The organism is Oerskovia sp. USHLN155 (genome assembly GCF_037145535.1).
GTDB classification, from domain to species: Bacteria; Actinomycetota; Actinomycetes; order Actinomycetales; family Cellulomonadaceae; genus Oerskovia; species Oerskovia rustica.
Window position 1 is genome coordinate 163,910 of the sequence record NZ_JBBCXG010000010.1, and the last position, 22,765, is coordinate 186,674.

General features: G+C 73.5%; 23 protein-coding genes. 12 read left to right on the forward strand and 11 right to left on the reverse strand.

Features of this window, described 5'->3' with window-relative positions:
• Positions 1–107 precede the first annotated feature (107 nt).
• Positions 108–761, reverse strand: coding sequence for a response regulator transcription factor (locus WFH32_RS15545; protein ID WP_336708223.1), 654 nt, complete (start codon positions 759–761; stop codon positions 108–110).
• Positions 758–2,146 carry a sensor histidine kinase gene (locus WFH32_RS15550; RefSeq protein ID WP_336708224.1) on the reverse strand — a complete coding sequence of 463 codons (1,389 nt, stop codon included), beginning with the start codon at positions 2,144–2,146 and terminating at the stop codon, positions 758–760. Before WFH32_RS15550 ends, WFH32_RS15545 begins: the two co-directional genes overlap by 4 nt.
• 149 nt (positions 2,147–2,295) lie before the next feature.
• On the opposite strand from WFH32_RS15550, the gene WFH32_RS15555 reads away from it, so the two are divergent.
• Together WFH32_RS15555 and WFH32_RS15560 are read left to right on the forward strand one after the other, a co-directional pair.
• Entirely contained in the window at positions 2,296–3,273 is a 978-nt protein-coding gene (locus WFH32_RS15555; protein WP_336708225.1) for a CPBP family intramembrane glutamic endopeptidase, read from the forward strand.
• A gap of 120 nt (positions 3,274–3,393) precedes the next feature.
• Positions 3,394–4,551 carry an LLM class flavin-dependent oxidoreductase gene (locus WFH32_RS15560; protein WP_336708226.1) on the forward strand — a complete coding sequence of 386 codons (1,158 nt, stop codon included), beginning with the start codon at positions 3,394–3,396 and terminating at the stop codon, positions 4,549–4,551.
• 36 nt (positions 4,552–4,587) lie between these two features.
• Here WFH32_RS15560 and WFH32_RS15565 read toward each other — a convergent pair whose 3' ends face one another.
• Both WFH32_RS15565 and WFH32_RS15570 read right to left on the reverse strand, forming a co-directional pair.
• Complete coding sequence (locus WFH32_RS15565; protein WP_191794836.1) at positions 4,588–5,589, reverse strand: NADP-dependent oxidoreductase; 1,002 nt, start codon at positions 5,587–5,589, stop codon at positions 4,588–4,590.
• A gap of 122 nt (positions 5,590–5,711) precedes the next feature.
• A complete protein-coding gene (locus WFH32_RS15570) occupies positions 5,712–6,098 on the reverse strand; it encodes a DUF1304 domain-containing protein (RefSeq protein WP_336708228.1) in 387 nt (128 codons plus the stop codon).
• A gap of 144 nt (positions 6,099–6,242) precedes the next feature.
• On the opposite strand from WFH32_RS15570, the gene WFH32_RS15575 reads away from it, so the two are divergent.
• Positions 6,243–6,875, forward strand: coding sequence for a TetR/AcrR family transcriptional regulator (locus tag WFH32_RS15575; RefSeq protein ID WP_191794840.1), 633 nt, complete (start codon positions 6,243–6,245; stop codon positions 6,873–6,875).
• A gap of 62 nt (positions 6,876–6,937) precedes the next feature.
• Complete coding sequence (locus WFH32_RS15580; RefSeq protein WP_191794842.1) at positions 6,938–8,860, forward strand: cation:proton antiporter; 1,923 nt, start codon at positions 6,938–6,940, stop codon at positions 8,858–8,860.
• Positions 8,861–8,884: 24 nt separating this feature from the next.
• Here WFH32_RS15580 and WFH32_RS15585 read toward each other — a convergent pair whose 3' ends face one another.
• Positions 8,885–9,307 carry a hypothetical protein gene (locus WFH32_RS15585; RefSeq protein WP_191794844.1) on the reverse strand — a complete coding sequence of 141 codons (423 nt, stop codon included), beginning with the start codon at positions 9,305–9,307 and terminating at the stop codon, positions 8,885–8,887.
• A 134-nt stretch (positions 9,308–9,441) separates the two neighbouring features.
• On the opposite strand from WFH32_RS15585, the gene WFH32_RS15590 reads away from it, so the two are divergent.
• From WFH32_RS15590 to WFH32_RS15620, 7 genes are all read left to right on the forward strand, one after another.
• Entirely contained in the window at positions 9,442–10,092 is a 651-nt protein-coding gene (locus WFH32_RS15590; RefSeq protein ID WP_191794846.1) for a GntR family transcriptional regulator, read from the forward strand.
• 116 nt (positions 10,093–10,208) lie between these two features.
• Positions 10,209–11,405 carry an MFS transporter gene (locus WFH32_RS15595; protein ID WP_336708231.1) on the forward strand — a complete coding sequence of 399 codons (1,197 nt, stop codon included), beginning with the start codon at positions 10,209–10,211 and terminating at the stop codon, positions 11,403–11,405.
• Between the two features lie 184 nt (positions 11,406–11,589).
• A complete protein-coding gene (locus WFH32_RS15600) occupies positions 11,590–13,710 on the forward strand; it encodes a hypothetical protein (protein ID WP_336708232.1) in 2,121 nt (706 codons plus the stop codon).
• A gap of 140 nt (positions 13,711–13,850) precedes the next feature.
• On the forward strand, positions 13,851–14,957 hold the full coding sequence (locus tag WFH32_RS15605) for a sensor histidine kinase (protein ID WP_336708234.1): 1,107 nt from the start codon (positions 13,851–13,853) through the stop codon (positions 14,955–14,957).
• Positions 14,954–15,616 carry a response regulator transcription factor gene (locus tag WFH32_RS15610; RefSeq protein WP_336708236.1) on the forward strand — a complete coding sequence of 221 codons (663 nt, stop codon included), beginning with the start codon at positions 14,954–14,956 and terminating at the stop codon, positions 15,614–15,616. The genes WFH32_RS15605 and WFH32_RS15610 overlap by 4 nt, the downstream gene beginning before the upstream one ends.
• 167 nt (positions 15,617–15,783) lie before the next feature.
• A complete protein-coding gene (locus WFH32_RS15615; protein WP_138827093.1) occupies positions 15,784–16,035 on the forward strand; it encodes a helix-turn-helix domain-containing protein in 252 nt (83 codons plus the stop codon).
• A 129-nt stretch (positions 16,036–16,164) separates the two neighbouring features.
• On the forward strand, positions 16,165–16,539 hold the full coding sequence (locus WFH32_RS15620) for a cytoplasmic protein (protein ID WP_191794854.1): 375 nt from the start codon (positions 16,165–16,167) through the stop codon (positions 16,537–16,539).
• A gap of 18 nt (positions 16,540–16,557) precedes the next feature.
• Here the strand turns inward: WFH32_RS15620 and WFH32_RS15625 are convergent, their stop codons facing one another.
• The 4 genes from WFH32_RS15625 to WFH32_RS15640 form a co-directional block, all read right to left on the reverse strand.
• Entirely contained in the window at positions 16,558–16,713 is a 156-nt protein-coding gene (locus tag WFH32_RS15625) for a hypothetical protein (protein ID WP_191794856.1), read from the reverse strand.
• 195 nt (positions 16,714–16,908) lie between these two features.
• Positions 16,909–18,078 (reverse strand): NAD(P)/FAD-dependent oxidoreductase, encoded by a 1,170-nt coding sequence (locus tag WFH32_RS15630; RefSeq protein WP_318243964.1) that lies wholly within the window; start codon positions 18,076–18,078, stop codon positions 16,909–16,911.
• Positions 18,075–18,623, reverse strand: a complete 549-nt coding sequence (locus WFH32_RS15635; protein WP_225227667.1) for an isoprenylcysteine carboxyl methyltransferase family protein — start codon at positions 18,621–18,623, stop codon at positions 18,075–18,077. The genes WFH32_RS15630 and WFH32_RS15635 overlap by 4 nt, the downstream gene beginning before the upstream one ends.
• Complete coding sequence (locus WFH32_RS15640; protein WP_336708237.1) at positions 18,623–19,792, reverse strand: type III polyketide synthase; 1,170 nt, start codon at positions 19,790–19,792, stop codon at positions 18,623–18,625. Before WFH32_RS15640 ends, WFH32_RS15635 begins: the two co-directional genes overlap by 1 nt.
• 106 nt (positions 19,793–19,898) lie before the next feature.
• Here WFH32_RS15640 and WFH32_RS15645 point away from each other — a divergent pair, with 106 nt between their 5' ends.
• A complete protein-coding gene (locus tag WFH32_RS15645; protein ID WP_336708238.1) occupies positions 19,899–20,762 on the forward strand; it encodes a UbiA family prenyltransferase in 864 nt (287 codons plus the stop codon).
• A 58-nt stretch (positions 20,763–20,820) separates the two neighbouring features.
• Here the strand turns inward: WFH32_RS15645 and WFH32_RS15650 are convergent, their stop codons facing one another.
• Both WFH32_RS15650 and WFH32_RS15655 read right to left on the reverse strand, forming a co-directional pair.
• Complete coding sequence (locus tag WFH32_RS15650; RefSeq protein ID WP_336708239.1) at positions 20,821–22,014, reverse strand: RDD family protein; 1,194 nt, start codon at positions 22,012–22,014, stop codon at positions 20,821–20,823.
• A 168-nt stretch (positions 22,015–22,182) separates the two neighbouring features.
• The gene (locus WFH32_RS15655; protein WP_191794864.1) at positions 22,183–22,665 is read right to left on the reverse strand and encodes a MarR family winged helix-turn-helix transcriptional regulator; all 483 of its coding nucleotides are present in this window, start codon (positions 22,663–22,665) and stop codon (positions 22,183–22,185) included.
• Between the last annotated feature and the right edge of the window lie 100 nt (positions 22,666–22,765).

Below are 22,765 nucleotides of genomic sequence, written 5' to 3' on the forward strand. Positions count from 1 at the left end.
GAGCGCGGGCCGCGTCGAGCGTGCAGTTCGGGTCGTCAGGCCTGCCCGGTGGGCGACCGGAAGTGCACGCTCGACGGACGGGACGCCGACGATCCGGCCGCCCGGGGTCACCCGCGCTCCGACAGCCCGACCAGCCCCGACTCGTACGCCGCGATCACGAGCTGCACGCGGTCGCGGCACCCGAGCTTGCGCAGCACCTCGGACACGTGGGACTTCACGGTCTGCTCGGTGATGAACAGCTCGGCCCCGATCTCGGCGTTGGACAGCCCCCGGGCGACCGTGAGCAGCACCTCGCGCTCGCGTCCCGTGAGGTTCTCGATCCCGGGCGCGGCCCTGGTCGTGCGCTGCGCGAAGTCGCCGACCAGGCGGCGCGTCACGGTGGGCCCCAGCAGCATCGACCCGTCCGCGACGAGCCGCACGCCCTCGACCAGGCGAGGGGCCGGGGTGTCCTTGAGCAGGAAGCCCGAGGCCCCGGCCTGGAGCGCGTCGAACACGTACTCGTCGAGGTCGAACGTCGTGAGGATGAGGACGCTCGTGCCGGGGTGGCGCGCGCAGATCGCGGCCGTCGCGGCGATCCCGTCCATGACGGGCATGCGCACGTCGACGACCGCGACGTCGGGCCGGTGGGTCGCGACGACGTCGAGCAGCTCGGCCCCGTCGCTCGCCGAACCGACGACCTCGATGTCCTCGGCCGCGTCGAGGATCGCGGCGAATCCGTACCGGACCACGGGCTGGTCGTCCGCGACCACGACGCGGGTCACGCGTCGGTCCCGTCCACGGCGTCGGGAAGCGGGGCGGCCAGGTCGTCGCCCGTGGAGCCGTACCGGTAGGTCTCCGTGCGCTCCGGTGCCGTGGCCGGTTCCGGCTCGCCGACCGGGAGCGAGAGGTCGACGACGAACGAGCCGTCCTCCTCGCCCGCCGTGAGCGAGCCGCCGATCGACTCGACCCGCTCGCGCATCCCGAGCAGCCCGCGGCCGGGGGCTGCGGGGGAGGTGCGGGGGACCAGGGGGTTGGAGACGCGCGCGGTCACGACCGTGCCCGACGACGTCGCTCCCGTCCCGAGGGCGAGCGTCACCGGCTGCCCCGGGGCATGGCGACGCGCGTTCGTGAGCGACTCCTGGACCGCGCGGTAGAGCACGAGCCCCTGGGCCGACGGAAGGTCGGGCACGCCCGCCACGACCGTCACCTGCTGCCCGGCCGAGCGGGCCGCGTCCACGAGCGCCACGACGTCACCGGCCCCGGGCTGCGGCGCCCGGTCGGCGCCCTCGGCGCGCTGCAGCACCGCGAGCACCTGACGCAGCTCGCCCAGCGCGTGCCGCGCGTCGTCGGCGATGTCCGCGAGCACGACCCTGGCCTCGGCATCCATCGACGGGTGCACGTACGGTGCCGACTCCGCCCGGACGGCGACGAGCGAGATGTGGTGCGCGACGACGTCGTGCAGGTCGTGCGCGATCCGGGCCCTCTCGACGGCGACGGTCTCGACCGCGAGGGCCTGGTCGGAGACGAGGGCGGCGGCGGCCGTGCGCAGGCGGGCGCGCTGCCCCGCCCCGACAGCGGCACTGGTAGCCACCGCAGCGAACGACATGACGACGTAGAGCACGAACGTCACGTCGCTCTCACGGCCGGAGGTCACGGGGCCGATCGGCAGCAAGGCGGGGATGTCCGAGGCGCAGTAGATCGCGACGACACTGGTGGCCAGTGCGAACGGGAGCAGCGTGCGATGCCACGCGTCGTGCGCCGCGACGACCGCTACGGCCAGGAGGGCGAGCCACCAGGCCCAGACGAACGTGCCGATCAGGGGGAGGAGGAGGAAGGGCCAGCCGGCGAGCACGCAGGCCAGCAGGGCGGAGCGGCGCGCGACGAGCACCCCCACCACGGCACTGAAGCTGCCGAGCGCGACGACGGGCAGGACGAGCGTGGGGTTCGCGATCATGTTGGTCCAGAGCCTGCCGTCATAGGGCAGCTGGATCGGGGTCACGAGCGTGAACAGCCCGACGAGCAGCGCGAGCACGCCGGGGAAGATCCAGGGGCGCCAGTCCTCGCGCTCGGTCGCGGCGGCTCCGGTCGTTCGCGACCGGTCGGGTGCGCCGTCGGAGACGGGTGGCGGCGAGGTGATGGGCGCGGGGGCCCGGGCGGCGGTGACCATGTCGACGATTGTTGCGGGTCCGGCGCCCGGCACGGCACCGGCACGCGACGGACCTTGTCTCCCTCCTGCGGGGGAGGTCGACGGGGGCCGGACCGCCCAGGCCAGGCCAGGCCTGGCGTGGCGCACCGGCCCGACGGCAGGATGGGCCGATGGCCCCTGACGACGCGGTTCCCTCCACGCCCAGCTCGGCCCTCGGCTCGACCGATTCCTCGCACGCAGCCTCGTCCGTGTCCGTCGCACCACCCCTCCCGCACGCGCTCGCCCGCGCCGTGCTCGGCGCGGCCGTCATGGGCGTCGGGCTCGGCGCCTCGGTCGCGCTCGGCATCGCGGCGGCGGAGCACTGGGGGCTCGACGGGTTCCTCGCCCGACTCGTCCCCGCGCTGCTCGTGACGTCGCTGGTCGTCCCGACGATCCTGTTCCTCCGGCGTCGGTTCGACCGCCGGTCGCTGCGTGGCATCGGGTTGGTCGGACCGCTCACAGCGGTCCGGACAGCCGGCCTCGGGTTCGCCGTCGTCGTCGCCGCTGCCGTCGTGGTCCTGGGTGGGGCCACCGTCGCGGGGTGGCTGACCTGGGGAGCGGTCGACCGGGGAGACCTGCTCCTCTTCCTCGTGACCAACACGTCGATCGCCTTGCTCTACGAGGCGGTGCCCGAGGAGGTCTCGCTGCGTGGCTACGTGCTCACGACGCTCCGGTCCCGGTATGCGCGCTGGGTCGCGATCGTGGTCACGACGGCCTTGTTCCTGGCCGCCGCCTCGACGTCCGTCGTGGTGGGTGCCGGGCTCACGCGCCTGCTGGATGTCGAGCCGTTCCCGTGGGGCGTCGTACCGGCGGGGGAGGACCCGGTCTCGTACTTCATGCTGCTCGCGGTCTTCGGACTCATGCTCGCCTACGCGCGCGAGGCGGACCCGACGGCGAGCGTGTGGACGTGCATCGGCGCTCACCTGGCCTTCCTCACGGTCAACCGGGTCGTGCTGTCGGTGGGCGGGACGGGCGTCGAGGTCGAGCTCGCGAGCCCCGACGTCCTGCTGCTCGTGCCGCTCTACGTGGGTCTCGCGATCGTGGCGTTCGCGTTCCTGGGCGAGCGCACACCCCGTCCCAGCCCGCGAGAGGTTCCGCGAACTGCTTGACCGGCCCGGTGCCCCGGCCTACGGTCCGCCGACGCGCGTGACCCGCGACCTCTTCGACCGACCGGCCCACCGGGCCCCCGAGGACCGGCCGCAGGAGGGTCCGCGCCGGACGGAGGAGACATGACCGCGGCGATCCACTGGTTCCTGCCGACGTCGGGGGACGGGCGCACCGTCGTCGGGTCGTCGCACGCGGCGACGACTCCCGGGACGGCGCAGGCCTTCCGCGCCCCGACGCTCGACTACCTCACCGACGTCGCCCGCGCGGCCGACCGTCTGGGCTTCGAGGCCGTCCTGACCCCGACCGGCACGTGGTGCGAGGACGCGTGGCTGACGACCGCGGCGTTGCTGCGCGAGACGCAGCGGCTGCACTTCCTCGTCGCGTTCCGTCCGGGCCTGGTGTCGCCGACGCTCGCCGCGCAGATGGCGGCGACGCTCCAGCGGTTCTCGGGCGGGCGTGTGCGCCTCAACGTCGTGACGGGCGGGGACGAGAGCGAGCAGCGCAGGTTCGGCGACTGGCTCGAGCACGACGAGCGCTACGCGCGCACGGCCGAGTTCCTGGCGGTCGTGCGCGGCCTGTTCTCGGGCGAGCCGCTCGACCTCGACGGGCGGCACTACCGGATCCGCGACGGCCGGGTCCCTGTGCCGCCGGACCCGGCACCACCCATCTACTTCGGCGGCTCCTCGGACGCCGCGCTGCCCGTCGCGGCCGAGCACGCCGACGTCTACCTCACGTGGGGTGAGCCGCCTGCCCAGGCCAAGGCGAAGATCGACCGGGTGCGGGAGCTCGCTGCCGAACGGGGGCGGACCCTGCGGTTCGGCATCCGGCTGCACACCATCAGCCGGGACTCGTCCGCCGAGGCGTGGGGCGTCACCGAGAAGTTCCTCGACGCGTGGTCGCCCGAGCAGGTCGCGGCCGCGCAGGCCCAGTTCCGTTCGTCGTCCTCGACGGGCCAGCGGCGCATGGCCGCGCTCAACGGCGACCGCTTCGACGGCCGCTCCCGGTCGCTCGAGGTGCACCCGGGCCTGTGGTCGGGCGTGGGGCTCGTGCGCGGCGGGGCCGGGACGTCCCTCGTGGGCAGCCACGAGGAGGTCGCCGATCTCGTGCAGGAGTACCACGAGGCGGGCTTCGACGAGTTCGTGCTCTCGGGGTACCCGCACCTCGAGGAGGCGCACTGGTTCGCCGAGGGCGTGCGACCGATCCTCGACCAGCGCGGGGTCACGCGTCCGGTCGGGGCGCGCGACGAGGCCGCGCTCAGGACGCACTCGGTGGCGTTCTAGGCGCGGCCCCGGGCTGTGCTGGGGGGAGGCGAGCCGTCAGACGCGCACGACCATCTTGCCTGTGTTCGCGCCGCGCATGAGGTCGAGGAACGCGTCGACCGAGTTCTCGATCCCGTCGACCACGGTCTCGTCGAAAACGACGTCGCCGGCCTGGAGCCACGCGCCCATGTCGCGCGAGAACGCGGGGAAGTGCTCGAGGTGGTGGCCGATCGTGAAGCCGCGGAGCATGAGGCTGCGCGTCACCATGTTGCCCATGTTGCGGGGGCCGGGTGTGGGCTCGGTCGTGTTGTACTGCGAGATCGCTCCGCACAGCGCCGCGCGCCCGAAGTCGTTGAACGCGCCCAGTGCTGCTTCGAGGTGGTCGCCGCCGACGTTGTCGAAGTACAGGTCGATCCCGTCGGGTGCGGCCGCGGCGAGCTGGTCGGCGACCGGCCCCTCCTTGTAGCTGAACGCCGCGTCGTAGCCGTAGCGCTCGGTCAGGAGCGCGACCTTCTCGGGCGTCCCGGCGGACCCGACGACGCGGCCCGCGCCCTTGAGCCGCGCGATCTGGCCCGCGGCGGTGCCCACGGCCCCGGCCGCGCCGGAGACGAACACGGTGTCGCCCTCGCGCAGGCCCGCGATCTCGAGCAGCCCGACGTACGCGGTGAGCCCGGTCATGCCCAGGATCCCCAGGTAGGCGGACAGCGGCACGCCCGGGATCTCGGGGACCACGCGGAACGCGGCCGCGTCGCCCTGGGCCACGTCGCGCCACCCGAGCTGGTGCAGCACGACGTCGCCGACCGCGATGCCCTCGGCCGTCGAGGCCTCGACGCGTCCGACGGCGCCGCCGGTCATGGTCTCGCCGAGCGCGAAGGGCGGCGTGTAGGACTTCACGTCGTTCATGCGCCCGCGCATGTACGGGTCGACGGACACGAACTCGTTCCGGACGCGCACCTGGCCGGGGGCGAGCTCGGGGAGCTCGACCTGGACGGTGCGGAAGTCGTCGTGCGTGGGCCAGCCGGTGGGGCGGGCGACGAGCTGGATCTGCGTGGAGGTCATGAGGGTCCTTCGGTTGCGGTTCTGGGGGAGCACGCCCGACGGCGTCGCAACAGCCGGGTGGGCCGGTGCGGCGGGAGTGGTGGCTCGGGCGGCGGGTGGTCGGTGTGCGGGGCTGGTGGCGGTCAGGACACCAGGGAGATCACGAGCAGCAGGATCGCGATCGCGGGTGGGACGAGCTGGACGAGTGCCGCGCGGGCCTTGGCGGGCGAGGAGACGATCAGCACGAGCCCGGCGAGGACCATCGAGCCGGTCGCGCTCAGGACGAGCGCCGCGCCGACGTCGGTGTGACCGCTCGTGACCAGCACGATGCCGATCGCGGTGATGGCCGCGAGGAACAGGTTGTAGAAGCCCTGGTTGAACGCGAGCTCCTTGGTGTCGCGGGCCTCCTGCTCGGTGGTCCCGAACGTGGCGCGGGTCCGCGGTGAGGTCCAGGACACGGACTCGAGCACGAAGATGTAGACGTGGATCAGCGCGGCGAGGCCTGCGAAGACCAGTGCTGTCGCGGTCATGGGGTGTCCTCCTGGGTGAGGGGCGGGCTCTCGCGCCTGCCGCTGCCGGCGGGAACGGTGTTCTGAACTGATCGGTCTACTAATCGACGGTACAGTTGTGTACCGGTCGGTGCAATTCGAGAAGCGGAAGGTGAGGCGGTCCACATGGGCAGGTCGCAGTCGTTCGACACCACCACGGTGGTCCAGGCGGCCAGGGACGTGTTCTGGGACCAGGGCCTGGACGGAGCATCCCTCCCGGACCTCGAGCGCGCCACCGGGCTCAACCGCTCGAGCCTCTACCACGCGTTCGGCTCCAAGCGCGGGCTGTTCGACGCCGCCGTCGACGACTACCTCGACACCGTGATCCGACCTCGGCTGCGCCCGCTCGTCGCCGCAGGCCAGGACGCCCCGGGCCAGGGGAGCGCCGGCTCGCCCGAGGCCGGACGCGCGGTGGTGACGTACTTCGACCGGCTCGCCTCCGCCGTCGGGCAGCTTCCCTCCGACTCCCCGCGGCTCGGCTGCCTGCTCGTGGGATGTGCGACCGGCGCCGCGGGGCACGACGAGGCGCTGCGCGCCGCGGTCGACGCCTACCGGGCCGAGCTGACCGACGCCCTCGTCGGGGCGCTGCGCGCCGCGGACCCGGCGCTCGCGGACGACGTCGTCGAGCAGCGCGCGCGCCTGCTGCTCTCGCTCCAGCTCAGCGCGCTCGCGCTCGCGCGCGTCAACCAGGACGAGGCCGTCGCGATGCTGCACGCCGCGCGCGGCCAGGCGGCAGAGTGGGTTCCGCGCGACGCGTAGCGGTGCGGGGCGCAGGTGCTTCGTCTGATAGGAAGTAATTCCCCGAGCGAGACGAGAAGCCCATGGAGTTCGCCCCCTACCTGATCGCCGGCGTCCTGGCGGTCGTCGGCGTGACCGCGCTCGCGCCCCGCCTGGGGGTCGCCGCCCCGCTCGTCCTCGTGCTCCTGGGCGTCGCGGTGTCGTTCCTGCCCGCGGTCTCGGCCGTCGAGGTCGACCCCGAGTGGATCCTCGCGGGCGTCCTGCCCCCGCTGCTCTACTCGGCGTCCGTGAGCATGCCCGCGATGGACTTCCGGCGAGACCTCAAGGCGATCAGCGGACTGTCGGTGGTGCTCGTCGTCATCAGCGCCGTGGTGCTCGGCTTCCTGTTCCACCTGCTCGTCCCGGGGATCGGGCTCGCGACGGGCATCGCGCTCGGCGCGATCATCAGCCCGACCGACGCGGTCGCGACCTCGATCGTCAAGAAGGCAGGCGTCTCGCCGCGCGTCGTGACCGTGCTCGAGGGCGAGAGCCTGCTCAACGACGCCTCCGCCCTGGTGCTGCTGCGCTCGGCCATCGCGGCCACGGCCGCGACGGTCTCGGTCGGGCAGGTCGCGGGCGACTTCGTCTACGCGGTCGCGGTCGCGGTCGTCATCGGCTTCCTCGTCGGCAAGGCCAACCTGTGGCTGCGCTCGCGCGTGCGCGAGGCCACGTCGAACACCGCGATCTCTTTCGTCGTCCCCTTCATCGCGTTCCTGCCCTCGGAGCACCTGGGGGCCTCGGGGCTCGTCGCCGTCGTCGTCGCCGGGATCGTCACGGGCCTCGGCGCGCCCAAGCACCTGAGCCCGCAGGACCGCATCGCCGAGAAGGCGAACTGGCGGACCGTCGAGCTCCTCCTGGAGGGTGGAGTCTTCCTGCTCATGGGGCTCGAGGTGTTCGGCCTCGTCGAGGAGGTCCGCGAGGAGCACGGCAGCCTGTGGACGGCCGCGGGGCTCGCGCTCCTGGCCGCGGTCGTGGTCGTCGCGCTGCGCTCGGTGTTCGTCGCGGTCCTGCTGTGGCTCATGAAGCGCTCCAACCGGCGCAACCCCGAGGTGCGCGAGAAGCTCTCGGCCGTGACCGACAAGCTCGACCGCGGCGAGCTGCCGACGGTCGAGGACCGCGGGCCGGGTCGAGGGAGACGGCGTCGCCGTGCGCCGCGAGGTGACACGGCAGGCGGTCCGGAGGTCGCCGCGGCAGGCGGCCCGGGCGCGGACCGGACGAGCGCGCGCATCCCCGGCCTGGGCGGCCCGGGCGGGCTCGCCGGGGCGCGCGGCGGCGCCGGGCGGAGCACCGGTCCGGGGGAGGCGCCCTCGCTCGACGACCCGCGCGTCCAGACGCGCATGGCCCGCGTCCAGACGTTCCTCACGCGCCGCATCGCCGACATCGACTACCTGGCGGCCGAGCCGCTCGGGCGCCGCGAGGGCGTGCTGCTCGTGTGGGCCGGGATGCGCGGCGTCGTGACGCTCGCGGCGGCGCAGTCCCTCCCGGCCGACACCCCGCACCGGGCGCTGCTCGTCCTCATCGCGTTCTTCGTCGCGGCCGGGACGCTCCTGGTCCAGGGCGGCACGCTGCCGTGGGTCGTGCGGCGCCTCGACCTGACGGTCGACACGTCGACCGAGAACGACGAGCGGCTCGCGCTCCTCGGCGAGCTCTCGCGCGTCGCTTCCGAGGCGATCGACGCGCCCGGCCTTGCGCGCCCCGACGGGACGCCCTACGCGCCCGAGACGATCGAGCGCGTACGCCAGGAGATCGCGCACGACGACCTCGTGGACCGCGAGGCGACCGAGGCCGACGAGCAGCACCGGCAGTACCGCGAGCTGCGGCTCGCGGTGCTCGCGGCCCAGCGCGAGGAGCTGCTGCACGTGCGCGACCACGGCACCTACAGCTCGGGGGCCATGGACGAGACGCTCAAGGTGCTCGACGCGAGCCAGATCAGCGTCGAGATGCACGCGCCGGCCGCCGAGCGGTAGCCCTGCGCGGTACTGCGGGGCGCGCTACGCCGTCTGCTCCCGTGCGATCCGCACGAGGTGCAGCAGAGCGTCGAGGTCGATGTCGGCGAGCGACTTGAAGCCCACGCTCGAGCTGCCGATCTTGGCGCGCCCCAGCGTGTGCGCGTACTTCTGCGCGACGTACTGGTCGTCCTCGACGGCGTTGACGTACACGCTGAGGTAGTTCTGCTGGACGGCGAGGCCGACGACGAACCACTCGACGCTCCCACCGCGCGGGCGCGGCTGGAGCAGGTCGCCGTACCCGACGATCCGCTGGTCGGTCCCGCCCCAGAAGACGCCCTCCCACAGGACCCGGGAGCGGCCCGACATCACCTCCGAGATCGCGGCGTCGAGGCGCAGGGCGTCGTCGCGGAACCGTTCGGGAAGGGTCGTCAGGTACTCGTCGGGGTCGGTCTGGGTCTTCTGCACGAAATGCTCCATCCGGTCGGTCGGCTGGTCGAACGAGGCTATGCGTGCTCCCTGGGACGGGCGAGCGGGCGCGCCAGACCGTGACCGGAACGTAGCCGGCTGCCCCCTTGCATCTAAGATGCTATGGTCGCAAGATGTCGCCTCGCAGGAAGTCCGACGACCAGGCCCCCAGCGCCGTCGAGCGCGCCTTCGCCGCGGTGTCCGCCTCGATCATCACGGGCGAGACGGCCCCCGGGGCGCTCATCACCGAGGGGGAGGTCGCCGACGAGCTCGGCATCAGTCGCACCCCCGTCCGCGAGGCGTTCCTCCAGCTCCAGACGTGCCGCCTGCTCACGCTGTTCCCCAAGCGGGGAGCGGTCGTCGCCACGGTCGCGGACAAGGAGGTCGCGGACCTCCTCGCGGTCAGGATCATGCTCGAGTCGTCCGCGATCCGCGCGCTCGACGGGAACCCCCTGCCCGACGACGTCGCGCACGACCTCGACGACCTCGTCGCCCAGCAGGTGGTCGCCGAGCACGACGGCGACCTGCTCGCCTTCTCTCAGGCGGACTTCGCGTTCCACTCCCGGGTCATCCGTGCCGGGGACAACGACGTGATCGAAGACCTCTTCGCGCAGCTCGGCCCGCGCCTCGAGCTCCTGACCCACCGCGCCGTCCGACGCGACGCGACCTCGCCCACGCGACTCCTCGCCGACCACCGCGTGCTCGCCACGCTGGCGCGTGCCGGGGACGCACAGGCCTACGAGGCCGCGCTGCGCGCGCACGTCCAGCGAGGCAACTACGGCTGACGGGCGCGTCGCCCGCCTGGTCACCATCACCTCGCCCTCCGCTCGGCCGCCTGTCGTGGCCGTGCCATGCCCGTCGACGGGCTGCCGTCCCACCGTCCTCGTCCCCGAGAAAGATCATGAACCGCCACCGCTCGTTCCCCGGCTGGCTGCGTGTCGCCCCGGCCCTCGTCGTCATGGCGTGGGGTGGGAACCACTTCACGCCGCTCCTGCACATGTACCAGGACCTCGGGAACTACTCCGTCGTCATGGTCGACCTTTTCCTCGGGATGTACGTCCTCGGTCTCGTGCCGGGACTGCTCGTGGCCGGACCGCTGTCCGACAGGTACGGGCGCAAGCCGCTCGCCGTCGTCGGCGTCCTGGGCGGGATCGGGGCCAGCGCCCTGCTGGCCCTGGGCTTCGGCAGCGAGGTCGTCATCTGCCTGGGGCGTCTGCTCGCCGGACTGAGCGTGGGTGTCGCGATGTCGGTCGGCACGAGCTGGGTCAAGGAGCTGTCGAGCGCGCCGTTCGACCTGGGGACCGACCCGACGGCCGGGGCTCGCCGCCCGTCGCTGTCCCTGACCCTCGGGTTCGGGATCGGCGCTGGGGTCTCGGGCGTGCTCGCCCAGTGGGGTCCGTGGCCGACGATCACGCCCTACGTGGTCCACGTCGCCCTCAGCGTGGTCGCGCTCGTCCTGCTGGCGACCGCCACCGAGACGATCGGGGGACACCGGTCGACGACGTCGCTCCTCGCCGACCTCCGGGTCCCCGCCGCCTCGCACCGCCGGTTCGTGCGTGTCGTCGTGCCTGCCGCCCCCTGGATCTTCGGGGCCGCCGGGATCGCCTACGCCGTCATGCCGCAGCTCGTGACCGAGCAGACCGGCGACCTGTCGCTGGCCTACGCGACCCTGCTCACGGTCCTCACGCTGGGTACGGGCGCGGTGGTCCAGTCGTTCGTCGCGGCGATCGACCGGGTCACGGGCGGACGGGCGCTCGTCGTCGGGATGGGCCTGATGCTGCTCGGGATGGCGCTGGCCGCGACCAACGCGACCGTCCTGTCGCCCGTGCTCGGCGGGCTCGCAGCGGTCACCCTCGGCGCCGCGTACGGGATCTGCGTGGTGGCCGGCCTGATCGAGGTGCAGGCCGTCGCGACGCCCACCGACCTCGCGGGTCTCACGGGCGTCTACTACAGCCTGTCCTACGTGGGCTTCCTGCTGCCCGTGGTCCTGGCCGGGGCGACGGCGCTCGCCGGGTACACGCTGCTCCTCGTCGTGGTCGCGCTGGCCTGCGCGGGCTGCCTGGTGGCGGTCGCGCGAGGGCTGCGCGCGACCGCGTGAGCCCGACGGCGTGAGACACCCGACGGCGTGACGGAGCCGTCGGGCACGAGCGGGCGAAGGTCGAGACGTTCGGACGAGGGCGGTCGATCCGAAGGGGTGAGTCGGCGACCCCCTGCCGGACGAGAACGTAGAGGGGTCAGGGCGCGACCAGCGCACACACCCCTCACGTAGGAGCTCGACGATCATGAAGGTCCTTCGCACCGTCACCACCACTGCTGTCTCCGCCGCGCTCGTGCTGGGTGGTGGAGCCGCAGCGTTCGCCGCCGAGGGGACCGACGTCCCCGAGGCCGGCGCCCCCACGACGACCGACCCCGAGGCACCCGCCGAGCAGGCCGCGCCCGTCGCGGACGTACCCGCTGCCGAGGTGCCCGCCCCGCAGAGCACGACGCCGGTCGACCCGGTCGTCGCCCCGGCCGCCGAGGTCCCCGCAGCCCCCGCCGTGCCGGCCGACGAGGCCGCTCCCGCCGAGGCGGCGCCCGAGGCGCCCGTCGAGGAGGACGAACCCGTCGCCGAGACACCCGCGGCGGACCCCGGGGACGAGACCGCGCCGGACGTGGGCGTCGTCGAGCAGGCGACGGACGCGTCGTCCGCGGCCGGGCCGACCGCCACCCCGCTGGCCGCCACCTCCGCGTTCGGCGCGCTGCAGTCGACGCCCGTCTACCCCGACGCCGACTACCACCCGCACTGGGAGGACGGCGGCGAGGACGGCTTCGGGTGCGACTACTGGTACTTCATGGAGCTCGGGGACAAGACCTCGGGACGTGACTGGCAGGGCTGGAGCGGCACCCCGCAGCTGCACATCCTGCACCACACGCTCAAGGACGACGACGGCACGGTCCACATGGTCTACGACCGCGACATCGCCAACTACTGGTACCACGTGTGGTCCGGCGACGAGACCGTGACCCCGGACGCCGAGGGCATCCACTGGGAGAACACCTCCGCCCAGCAGACCGTGCTCGTCAACGGCTACAAGGGCGGCTCCGACGAGGCGGCCCGGGGGATCGACGCCCAGGCGCTCTTCGCACGGGCGGGTGTCGTGCAGAACCCCGTCACGATCGAGCAGTACCAGTCGTACATCGACAACGGCTGGTGGACGCAGGCCCAGGCCGAGGAGTACGTCGCGTCCGAGAACGCGCGCCGTGCCGACTACACCGCGTACGAGGCCACGCAGTTCGCGGTCTGGTACTTCTCGACGGGCCACGACGTCATGGGCCTGTTCTTCGACGTCGACGCCGCCGGGCACGTGACCCTGAGCCAGAAGGCGCTCGACCAGTTCACCGCGCAGGAGGTCCCCGAGAACCCCGACGAGACCTTCCAGCAGGACTGGACGCGCAACTGGGACCAGAACAGCCAGAGCGACCGCATGGCCACGCTGCAGACCGCGGCCTGGCTCATCGAGCAGGGGCTCACCGCGAACGTCGTCATGCCGCAGCCGGGGTTCGTCTCGCACGGGTACGTCCGGAACACCGACGGCTCGACCGACTACGGCTTCACGGCCTCGCTCGTCGGCGGGACGGGTGACGTCCACGTCGAGCTGCGCACCGCCGACGGCTCGGCAGTGCCCGCCGGCGTGACCCTGGTCGACGCCAACGGCGACCCGGTCTCGTCCGTGACGCCGGGGCAGCGCGTGTTCGTCCGCGTCCCCGCGGGCCTCGACGTCGCGACCCTCCCGCAGTTCCAGCTCTGGGGCTCGGCGCAGGGCACCGAGCAGGGCAGCCCGCACTTCTACACGGGCAACGACCACAACAACCACGGGACCACGGACGAGAACGGCCAGTGGATGCCGGCGACGTTCCCGCACTGGCTGATCGGCCTCGGCGAGCTCGACCGCCCCTCGACCGCGTGGGACTGGGTCGGCATCAGCCTGGCCGACGAGCCCGAGGCGCCCGTCACCCCGGAGGACCCCACGGATCCTGAGACCCCGGTCGTGCCCGAGGACCCGACGACCCCGGTCGTGCCCGAGGACCCGACGACCCCGGTCGTGCCCGAGGACCCCACGGATCCTGAGAACCCGGTCGTGCCCGAGGACCCGACGGCACCCGTCGTCATCGACGCGGTGGACCCCGTCTTCGTCGGGACCGACGGGACCGTCCGGACCGTCGCCTCGTCCGACCCGACGAACCTGGGTCTGACGGACACCGTCCCGGTGGCCGCCGCGGCCCAGCGGACCGAGGCTGCGAACCTCGCCACGACCGGCGTGAACACCGGCCTGCTCGCCGTCGCAGGAGCGTTCATCGTCCTGACCGGCACGGGGCTCGTCCTCGCAGGGCGTCGCAAGACGGCGACCAGCACGGACCGATGAGCGCTCGCTGTCCGACCGCATGACGCGACCGCAGGGCGCTCCCTCCGACACGGAGGGGCGCCCTGCGCGCGTACCTGCCTCTGGGCAAGGTCGTCCCGCTTCGACCGCCGTCCCCCGGCGTTCCTGGCTAGCCTGGCAGCATGCAGATGCCCGCTCGGGCCTGGACGACGCGCCGCGACGTCGCGGTCGCGTCGTTCGCCGCGCTGGCAGGGGTCGCCGTGGCGGTCTCTCGCTCGGTGGTCGGCGTCCAGGGCGCGCCGTTGTGGGCCGAGCTGGTTGCGCAGCTCCTGGGCGCAGCGCTTCTCCTGCGGCCGGCGCTCGTCGGACCGGCTCTCGTGGGCTGTGCGCTCCTGTCCTGGATCTCGCCGATCCCCGCGCTCGTTCTCGCGGCGTTCGCCGCAGGAGAGCGGCTCGGTCCACGACGCAGCACGGCGTGGGCGGTGACCGGCGCGATCCTGGTCCTGCCCGCTGCGCCGCTCGCGTTCGGCAGGTCTGACGTCGCGATCGCGACAGTGCTGGTCCTGCTCGTGCTCGGGCCGTGGCTCGCGGGTCGGAGCCGACGTGCGGAGCGGGTCGCGGAGGCCGCGATCCGGGACCGGGGCATCGAGGCCGCGGAGCACGTGGCGACCCAGGTGCGCACGACCGAGCGCGAACGGCTCGCCCGCGAGATGCACGACGTCGTCGCCCACCGGATCAGCTACGTCGTGCTGCAGACCAACCTCCTGGAGACCAAGGTCGACGACCCGCAGGTCCGCGACGACGTGGACCGTATCCGGGACACCGCGCGCGAGGCGCTCGAGGAGATGCGGGGCGTGCTGCACCTGCTCAGCCGGGACGGGAGCCCCGCGGGGCTCGAGCAGCCGTCGTTCCGGGACGTCGCCGTGCTGGTGGCGGAGGCGCGAGCCGTGGGTCAACCGGTCGAGGTGGACGCCGACGTCGACCCGGGAGAGCCCCCGGGCGTCACCGAGCGCACGGCCGTGCGCATCGTGCGCGAGGCGCTGACGAACGCGGTGCGGCACGCGCCCGGCGCCGAGACCTCCGTGGCGGTCCGCGAAGAGGCGGACTCGTTGCGGGTCGAGGTCCGCAACGGTCCGACGGCGATCCCCGAGATCGAGCTGCCCACGGGTGGTCACGGGCTCCAGGGCATCCGCGAGAGGGTCCAGCTCGTCGGTGGGAGCTCCACGATCGGACCGACGTCCGACGGCGGCTTCCGGGTCGAGGCCGTGCTGCCGTGGGGGCCCGCATGACCCGGGTCGTGGTCGTCGACGACGAGAGCCTCTTCCGCGAGGGGATGGCCGCCCTCGTCGACGCAGCCGACGACCTCGACGTCGTCGGGACGGCCGCGAACGGCCGCCTGGGGGTCGAGGCGGTGATCGCGCGCCGCCCCGACGTCGTCCTCATGGACATGCAGATGCCCGTCATGAACGGCATCGAGGCCACGCAGGAGATCCGCCGCGTGGCGCCGGAGGTCGCGGTCGTCATCCTCACGAACTTCCAGTACGACGAGTACGTCGTGCCCGCGCTGCGGGCCGGTGCCGCAGGCTATCTCCTCAAGGACAGCACGGTGAGCGAGGTGCAGCGCGGGATCCGGGCCGCGGCGGAGGGGGACGCGATGCTGTCGCCGGCCGTGACCCGCAGGCTGCTGGACTCGCTCGGCCCGGCCATGACCACGCGGCAGGCGGAGGCGCGGGCCAGGGTGGGGGAGCTGAGCGAGCGGGAGCGGGCCGTCGTCGGTCTCCTTGCCACGGGCCTGTCGAACGCCGAGATCGCGCGGGCGCTCTACATGGCCGAGCCGACGGTCAAGACCCACCTGACCCACGCCATGGTCAAGCTCGGGGTGACGAACCGGACGCAGGCCGCGATCCTCGGCCACGACGCGGGCCTGCCCGGCGAGGGCGCCGGCTGATCCCGTCGGGTCGAGAGCCGCCGGGCGGCAGGGTCGAGAGCCTGCCGGGCGACAACATGTCACGAACTCGCGTCATGGATCCGTTTCCATCCGGTCTCATCTACAGGAGCCGGAAGAGACCGGATCACAAGAGTGGGCGACGTGCGGCGGCCACTGACGGAGGAACCATGTCCATCACGGAGCGAACGTCCCCGAAGTCCCCACCTCCTGACGAGGTGCAGGAGGAGGTCGTGCTGTCCCGCCGTGAGCTGGTGGTGCTCACGCACCTCACGGAGGACATGACGCTGGAGCAGCTCGCGGCGATCCTGTTCGTCACGAGGAACACGGTCAAGTCCCAGCTGCGCAGCATCTACCGCAAGGTCGGCGTCTCGAACCGGGCCGACATCCTGCGCTGGGCGCGGGACCGCGGCATCTCCTAGGCCCGGCCCCGGCACCGGGCTCGCCGACGGGCGGGCGGGGGCGCACCCGAGGTGCGTGCAGGTCAGATGGTGGGATGCTCGAGGGACGCGCCGGTCGACGACGACGGGCCACGACGTTCCGAGGCGAGCATGGGACAGGGACGGCAGGAGCCGGACGACCCGACGGTCACGGATCCCGACCACTATCGCGTGGTCTTCGAGAACGACCGCATCCGGGTGCTGGAGTACGAGGACCAGCCAGGTACGCGGACGCACCCGCACCATCACCCCGACAGCGTCATGTACACGCTGAGCGGCTTCGAGCGGCGTATCTCGTCGGGTGATCGGGTCATGGACGTCGTGCTGGAGGCGGGGGAGACGCGCTGGCTCCCCGAACAGGTGCACGTCGGGGAGAACACCGGGACGACAGCGACTCACGCCGTCTTCGTCGAGCTCAAGGAAGCGGCCCCCGACCACCCGGCACGGGGTGAGCACGGAGGGGGCAGGCTCGGGGCCACTTCTTGACCCGTCGCCGCGACGGGGTCAGTGGAACTCGTGACCCGCGTCGTCGGTGCCGACTGCTTCCATCGTGACGTCCTCGCCCGGGGCGGAGGGCATTGCGACGAAGCGCATCTCGACCAGCACCACCTCCTGGCACTGCGGACACAGGCGTTGTTCTTTCCATCGGCGGTGCGGCATCGCGATCCTCGGTTCTTGCGGGTAGAGCACGGCCGTCGCAAACGCCCCTGACCGACGGCCGGTCAGGGGCGTTGTCTCGCTGAGGTGGCGACGCGGGCAGGGGCTCGCGTCGCCGTCGCTGATCGTAGCCCCTGGCGACGGTCCGCGGATACGGGGTGGGGGAGACTTCTCCGACCTGCTCCGACGCGGACACGATCAGCGCGCGAGCCGTTCCACGACCTTCCCGTAGAGCCAGGGCACGTGCGCCGCAAGCGGCACGATCGCCCGGCGCGCGGGTGAGGTCGCCCACGCGACGAGCCCCGAGGTCAGCACCCGGTAGTCGCGCGTGACGCGCGCCCAGTCGCGCTCGTACGCGCCCGGGTCGTCCAGGTGCCCGACGGCGGCGCTCGCCTGCGCGAGACCCACGCGCAGCCCCTCGCCCGTCAGGGCGTCCACGTACCCCGACGCGTCCCCGACGAGGCGCACCCGGCCCGTGCTGCGCCGTCGGGAACGTTGGCGGAGGGGGCCGGCACCGCGGACCGGGCCCAACGGCTCGGCGTCCCCCAGGCGCTCGGCCAGCCCGGCGAAGCCCGCGAGGGCCTCGTCGAAGTGCGTCCCGGTGGGGCCGAGCATCGCGATCCCGACGACGTCGCGCGCCACGGGCGTCACGTACGCCTCGACGTGGTCGCCCCAGTGGACCTCGACCAGGTCCGTCCACGCGGGCACGCGGAAGTGGCGGCGCAGGCCGAAGCGGCGCCGCGGGTCCGGGCCGGGGCGAACGGGAGGGGCGGTGCCACCGAGCTCGCTGGGGATGCGCGCGGCGTGCGGCGCCGCCTCGTCCCCGGGGCGGTCCGCCCCGTCGTGGCCCTCGCCGCCGTGGCGGCTCCGCGCCAGGAGCGACTCGTGCGCCGGCGCGTCGGCCCCGACCTCCAGACCCGCGAGGCGGCGCACGGTCGAGTGCAGCCCGTCGCAGCCGAGCAGCCAGCGCGCGCTGATCCCGGCGGCCGACACCCGGTCCGCGGTCTCGTCGATGTTCTCGACCCGGCCGGTCACGGTCGTGGTTCCGAGCGACGCCGCGCGCTCCGCGAGCGCGGCGTGCAACGTGGTCCGCCGCACGCCCCGGCCCTGCCCGGCCGTGAAGAGGTGGTCGGCGTGCCGGTGTGCGTCGCGGTAGCTGATGCCGCGCAGGACGTGACCGTCGGGGTCGACGTCGAGGGCCTGGAGCGCCCGCAGCGCGCCGGGCATGAGGCCCTCGCCGCACGCCTTGTCCACAGGGCCTGTGCGCGGTTCGACCACGACGACGTCGTACCCCGCGAGCCGCGCCTCGATCGCGGCGGCCAGCCCGACCGGCCCGCCGCCGACGACCAGCACGTCGGTGTCGGTCACGTGCGCGGGAGCGCGTCGAGCGCGCGCTCCTCGGCCGGGAGCCGGAACCGCAGCAGCAGCACGGCGTTGAGCACCGTGAAGACGAGCGCGGTCGTCCAGCACGAGTGGACGAGCGGCAGCGCGAACCCCTCGACGACCACCGCAACGTAGTTGGGGTGGCGGAACCAGCGCTGCCCGGGGTGCTGCGCGATCCATCGGTAGGGGCCGCGGTCGACCCACGGCAGCCCGGGGACCACGATCACGCGCGTGTTCCACCGCGGCCCGAGCGAGGTGATGCACCACCAGCGCAGTGCCTGGCTCGCGACCACGAGCACGAACGCGGGCCACCCGACCCAGGGGATGAACGGCCTGTCCGCGACGTTGACCTCGACCACGCACGCGACGAGCAGGCCCGTGTGCAGGGCGACCATCGCGGGGAAGTGGCCGCGCCCGGTCTCGATGCCGCCACGTGCGAACGACCACCGCGCGTTGCGCGCCGAGACGACGAGCTCGGCGAGCCGTTCGAGCGCGGTCGCCCCGACCACGACGTAGAAGAAGACGAGCATCAGCCCTCCAGCGGCGACGCGGGCAGGCGGAGCAGCACGAGCTCGGCGCTCACCCCTGGCCCGAACGCCATGAGGACGCCGTGCCGGCCGTCGGTCGTGCGCGGCGCCGCGAGGCGCCGCCCGGGGTACGCCTCGCGTGCCGCGAGCGTCGCAGCGAGCACGTGCAGCACCGACGACGACGACAGGTTCCCGACGGCGGCGAGCGACTCCCGACTGAGGCGCAGGTCCGCCTCGTCGAGACCCAGCGAGTCGCGGACGACGTCGAGGATGCGCGGCCCGCCCGCGTGCACGACCCACGTCCCGACGTCCTCGGTCGCGAGGTCGTGCTCGGCGAGCAGCGACTTCACGTCCCCCGCGAGGTGTGCCGCGATGACCTCGGGAAGGCCCGCGGACAGCACGATCCCGAAGCCGCTGTCGCGGATCGTCCAGCCGAGGTGGTCGGCCGTCTCGGGGTACAGGCGGCTGCGGGTGTCGAGGACCTCGACACCCTGGGCGGCGCCGTCGGGCAGCCCGGGCCGGGGGTCCCCGGACTGGCCGTCCACGGGCGGGAAGCCCGCCCGGTGCGCGTCGCCGACCATGACCACGGCCGCCGCGCCGTCGCCGAACAACCCGGTCGAGACCAGGTTCGCCATGGAGTCGTCGCCGTGCTGGAGCGTGAGCGAGCACAGCTCGACCGACACCAGCAGGGCGACGTCCTGCGGGTGCCCGGCGAGGTAGTCGTGCACGCGGGCGATCCCCGCGGCCCCCGCGACGCAGCCCAGCCCGAACGACGGCAGCCGCTTGACGTCGGTCCGCAGACCCAGGCGCGTCACGAGCTGTGCGTCGATCGAGGGCGCCGCGATCCCGGTCACCGAGGTGAAGAGCAGGAAGTCGACCTCCTCCGGGGCCAGCCCGGCGGCGTCGAGCGCGGTGCGGCACGCCTCTTCGGCGAGGTCCGTGCCGACGCGGATGAAGTGGTCGTTCGCGACCCCGAACGACGTGAGCCCCGCGTACTCGTCGAGAGCAAGGGCCGTGTGGCGGGTCCGCACGCCGCTCGCCTCGTGCAGCCGCCGCAGGACGGCGCGCTTGGAGGGCGACGGGGTCAGCAGGGGCCCGATCGTGTCCGTGATCTCGCTCTGAGGGTGTGCGACGCCCGGCAGAGCCGGACCGACCGCGAGCAACCGCGACATTCCCGCATCGTGTCACGGCGACGCGCGGGCCGCGCGTTGCTAGCGTCGGACGGGCGAGGATCCCCACGACGGCGGGGACGGCAGCGACGGCAGGGACGGCGGTGCGGTGACGAGGACGACGAGGGAGACGACCCTGACGACGGTGCGGGGGCTCGCGCTCGCGAGCCACGCGGGGCCCACGGTCGTGGTCACCGCCCTGGCCGGCTTCTTCGCCGCAGGAGTGGGCTCGGGCCCGACGACGACGGCGCTCGTGGTCGCCGCGGTCCTCACCGGTCAGCTCTCGGTGGGCTGGTCCAACGACTGGCTCGACGCCCGCCGCGACGTCGCGGTGCAGCGCACCGACAAGCCCGTCGTCGCCGGCCTCGTCTCGACGCGGCAGGTGCACGCCGCGGCACTCGTCGCGGCGACCCTGTGCGTCGTGCTGTCGGTCGCGACCGGGCTCGTGGCCGGGCTGGTGCACCTCGTGGCCGTCGCGAGCGCGTGGTCGTACAACGCGTGGCTCAAGTCGACCGTGTGGTCCTGGGCCCCCTACGCGGTCTCGTTCGGGCTGCTGCCGCTGTTCGTGGTGCTCGCGGCTCCCGGCGACCGGGTCGCAGCCCCCTGGGCCATGGCCGCGACCGCGCTCCTGGGGGTGGGCGCGCACGTCGCCAACACGCTGCCCGACCTCGAGGACGACCGGGCCACCGGCATCCGCGGGCTGCCGCACCGGCTCGGCCGGACACGAGCGAGCGTGCTGGCCCCGGTCGTGCTCGTCGCGGCCGTCGCCGTCGTGGTGCTCGGCCCGCCCGGACCGCCGAGCGTCGCGGCCTGGGTGGGCGGGATCGTGGCGGTGGCGCTCGCGGTCTCGGCGGGTGTGGTCGCCGTGCGACGGACCACGAGCCGGCTGCCGTTCGCGCTCAGCATGGCCGTCGCGGCGGTGTGCGCCATCCTGCTGGTGCTGGCCGGACCGGACGTCGCGCTGCCGGGGTGAGCGGCGCCGTCGGGCGTGCGGCACGGCGGGCTGCGACGGCCCTGCTCGACGGGCCGGCTCAGGACGGGACGTCGCCGCCGCAGGCCGGGGTCGCGACGCCGTCGACGCGCATCTGGGCGGTCCAGGTCCACCCGGCCCCGACGTCTCGGAGGTCGTTCGCGGGGAGCTCGATCGTGCCGGGGCTCGTGGGCTCGGTGCCGAACCCGTCGCCGTCCGTGCCGAGCGGCGCCGAGTACTCCAGCCGGGTGTCGTCCGGGGCCGTGAGGACCGCCTCGAGCGAGACCGCGGAACCTGCCGGGAGGTCGCCCTCCCAGGCGAGCGTGATCTCCGACGGCCCCGCGCCGTCGGTCGGGTAGGGGTGGGTCACCCCGAGGCGGCTGATCGTGCCGGGCGTCGTGCTGCTGAAGGACGCCTCGCCGAGCCGGGCCGGGTCGGGGCGGTCCTCGTGCTCCCACGTCGTGCAGGCCACCGACGACACGAACCTCCCGCCCGTGGTCGTCGTGGGGCCGTAGGCGTACAGCAGGCCGGCCACGCACAGGACGGTCGCCGCTCCGGTGACGACCTTGGACCCGCGTCGTCCCTCCCGGACGAACGGCGCGAGCAACGCGTGGGGCTCCGGCGCGACGGACCTCACGACGACCGTCGACAGCAGGCTGTCCGCGAACGTGCGGTGCTGCTCGTCCCACAGCGGACGCAGGTACCCGACGAAGCACAGCGCGTCGAGGACGTGCGCGAGCCAGCGCAGGACGGTGGTGAGGAAGCCGACCGGTCGGCCGGAGTCCCGGTTGACGACGACGATCCCCGCGGCCCGCTTGCCGGGCGTCGCGCCCGTGTACGCCTGGAGAAGGGCCATCGCGAGCACCGCCCCGATCATCCACGCGCTCTCGGACCAGGTCACGTCCTCGAACGCGGTGCCCATGCTGCCGTTGTTGTCCAGACCGGGGAGCGCGCTCGGCGCGCCCCCCGGGCCGACGACCACGAACATGATCGCGGCCAGGATCGAGTTGTCGAGCAGGAACGCCCCGACGCGTCGTAGCCAGCTCGCGTACGGGCCGACGAGCGGGGCGTCGTCGAGGTCGGTGAGGTCGAGCGGGAGGGAGGTGGCCAGGCCCGGCGGGAGGGCGGGCGAGGGGTGCGCGGCAGGCTCGGCGAAGCCGTAGGCGGGGGCGGCGGCCGAGGCCCCGACCGTCGCCGGGACAGGCCCGTGGTGGTCACCGTCGTGCGGTGTCGGCGTCGTCGCGGGGTCCCCCATGGGACGAGGGTCCCAGATTCGGTGCGGGTTGTCAGCCGACCTCCTCGTGGGGGCCCGTGCCGTCGCGCCGAGCGTGCAGCTCGGGTCGTCTGGGAACGCTCGGGACGACCCGAACTGCACACTCGACGACGGGGCCGCACCCTCCCGCGAGGGGGAGGGCAACGGCTCTCAGGCGGTCGCGCCCACGGGCACCGCGCTCGCCGACGGTTCGGCCGGAAGCTCGTGCAGCGCCGCGACGAGCGGCGCGAGCTCCTCGACCTGGCAGGCCTCGGTGAGCGCCTGCTCGAGAGCCGTGTCGTGCGTGGGCCGGGCCTGGCGCAGGAGCTGCTCGCCCTGCGGGGTGAGCTCGGTGTAGATGCCGCGGCGGTCGTCCTGGCACAGGATGCGCGTGAGGAGGCCGCGGTCCTCGAGGCGGTTGACGAGGCGGGTCGTGGCGCTGCTGCTCAGGGCTGCGGCGCGCGCGAGCTGCTGCATGCGCATGTGCCAGCCGTCCTGGCGCGAGAGCGCGTCGAGCACGGTGTACTCGACGACCGAGAGGCCGTGGTCGGCCTGGAGCGCGCGTTCGAGCGCGGTGTCGAGGATGCCGTGCAGCGCGGCGAGCGTGCGCCAGCCCTGCGAGCGGATCTCGACGGCGTCGTCCCCGATGCCCATGCGTGCCTCCTGTGCCTGTCGTGACGTCGCTCTCAACTATACCGCTTGTGTGAACTACCAGCGCGTGCAACTATTTATGAGGCGCCTGCAACTACTGCAC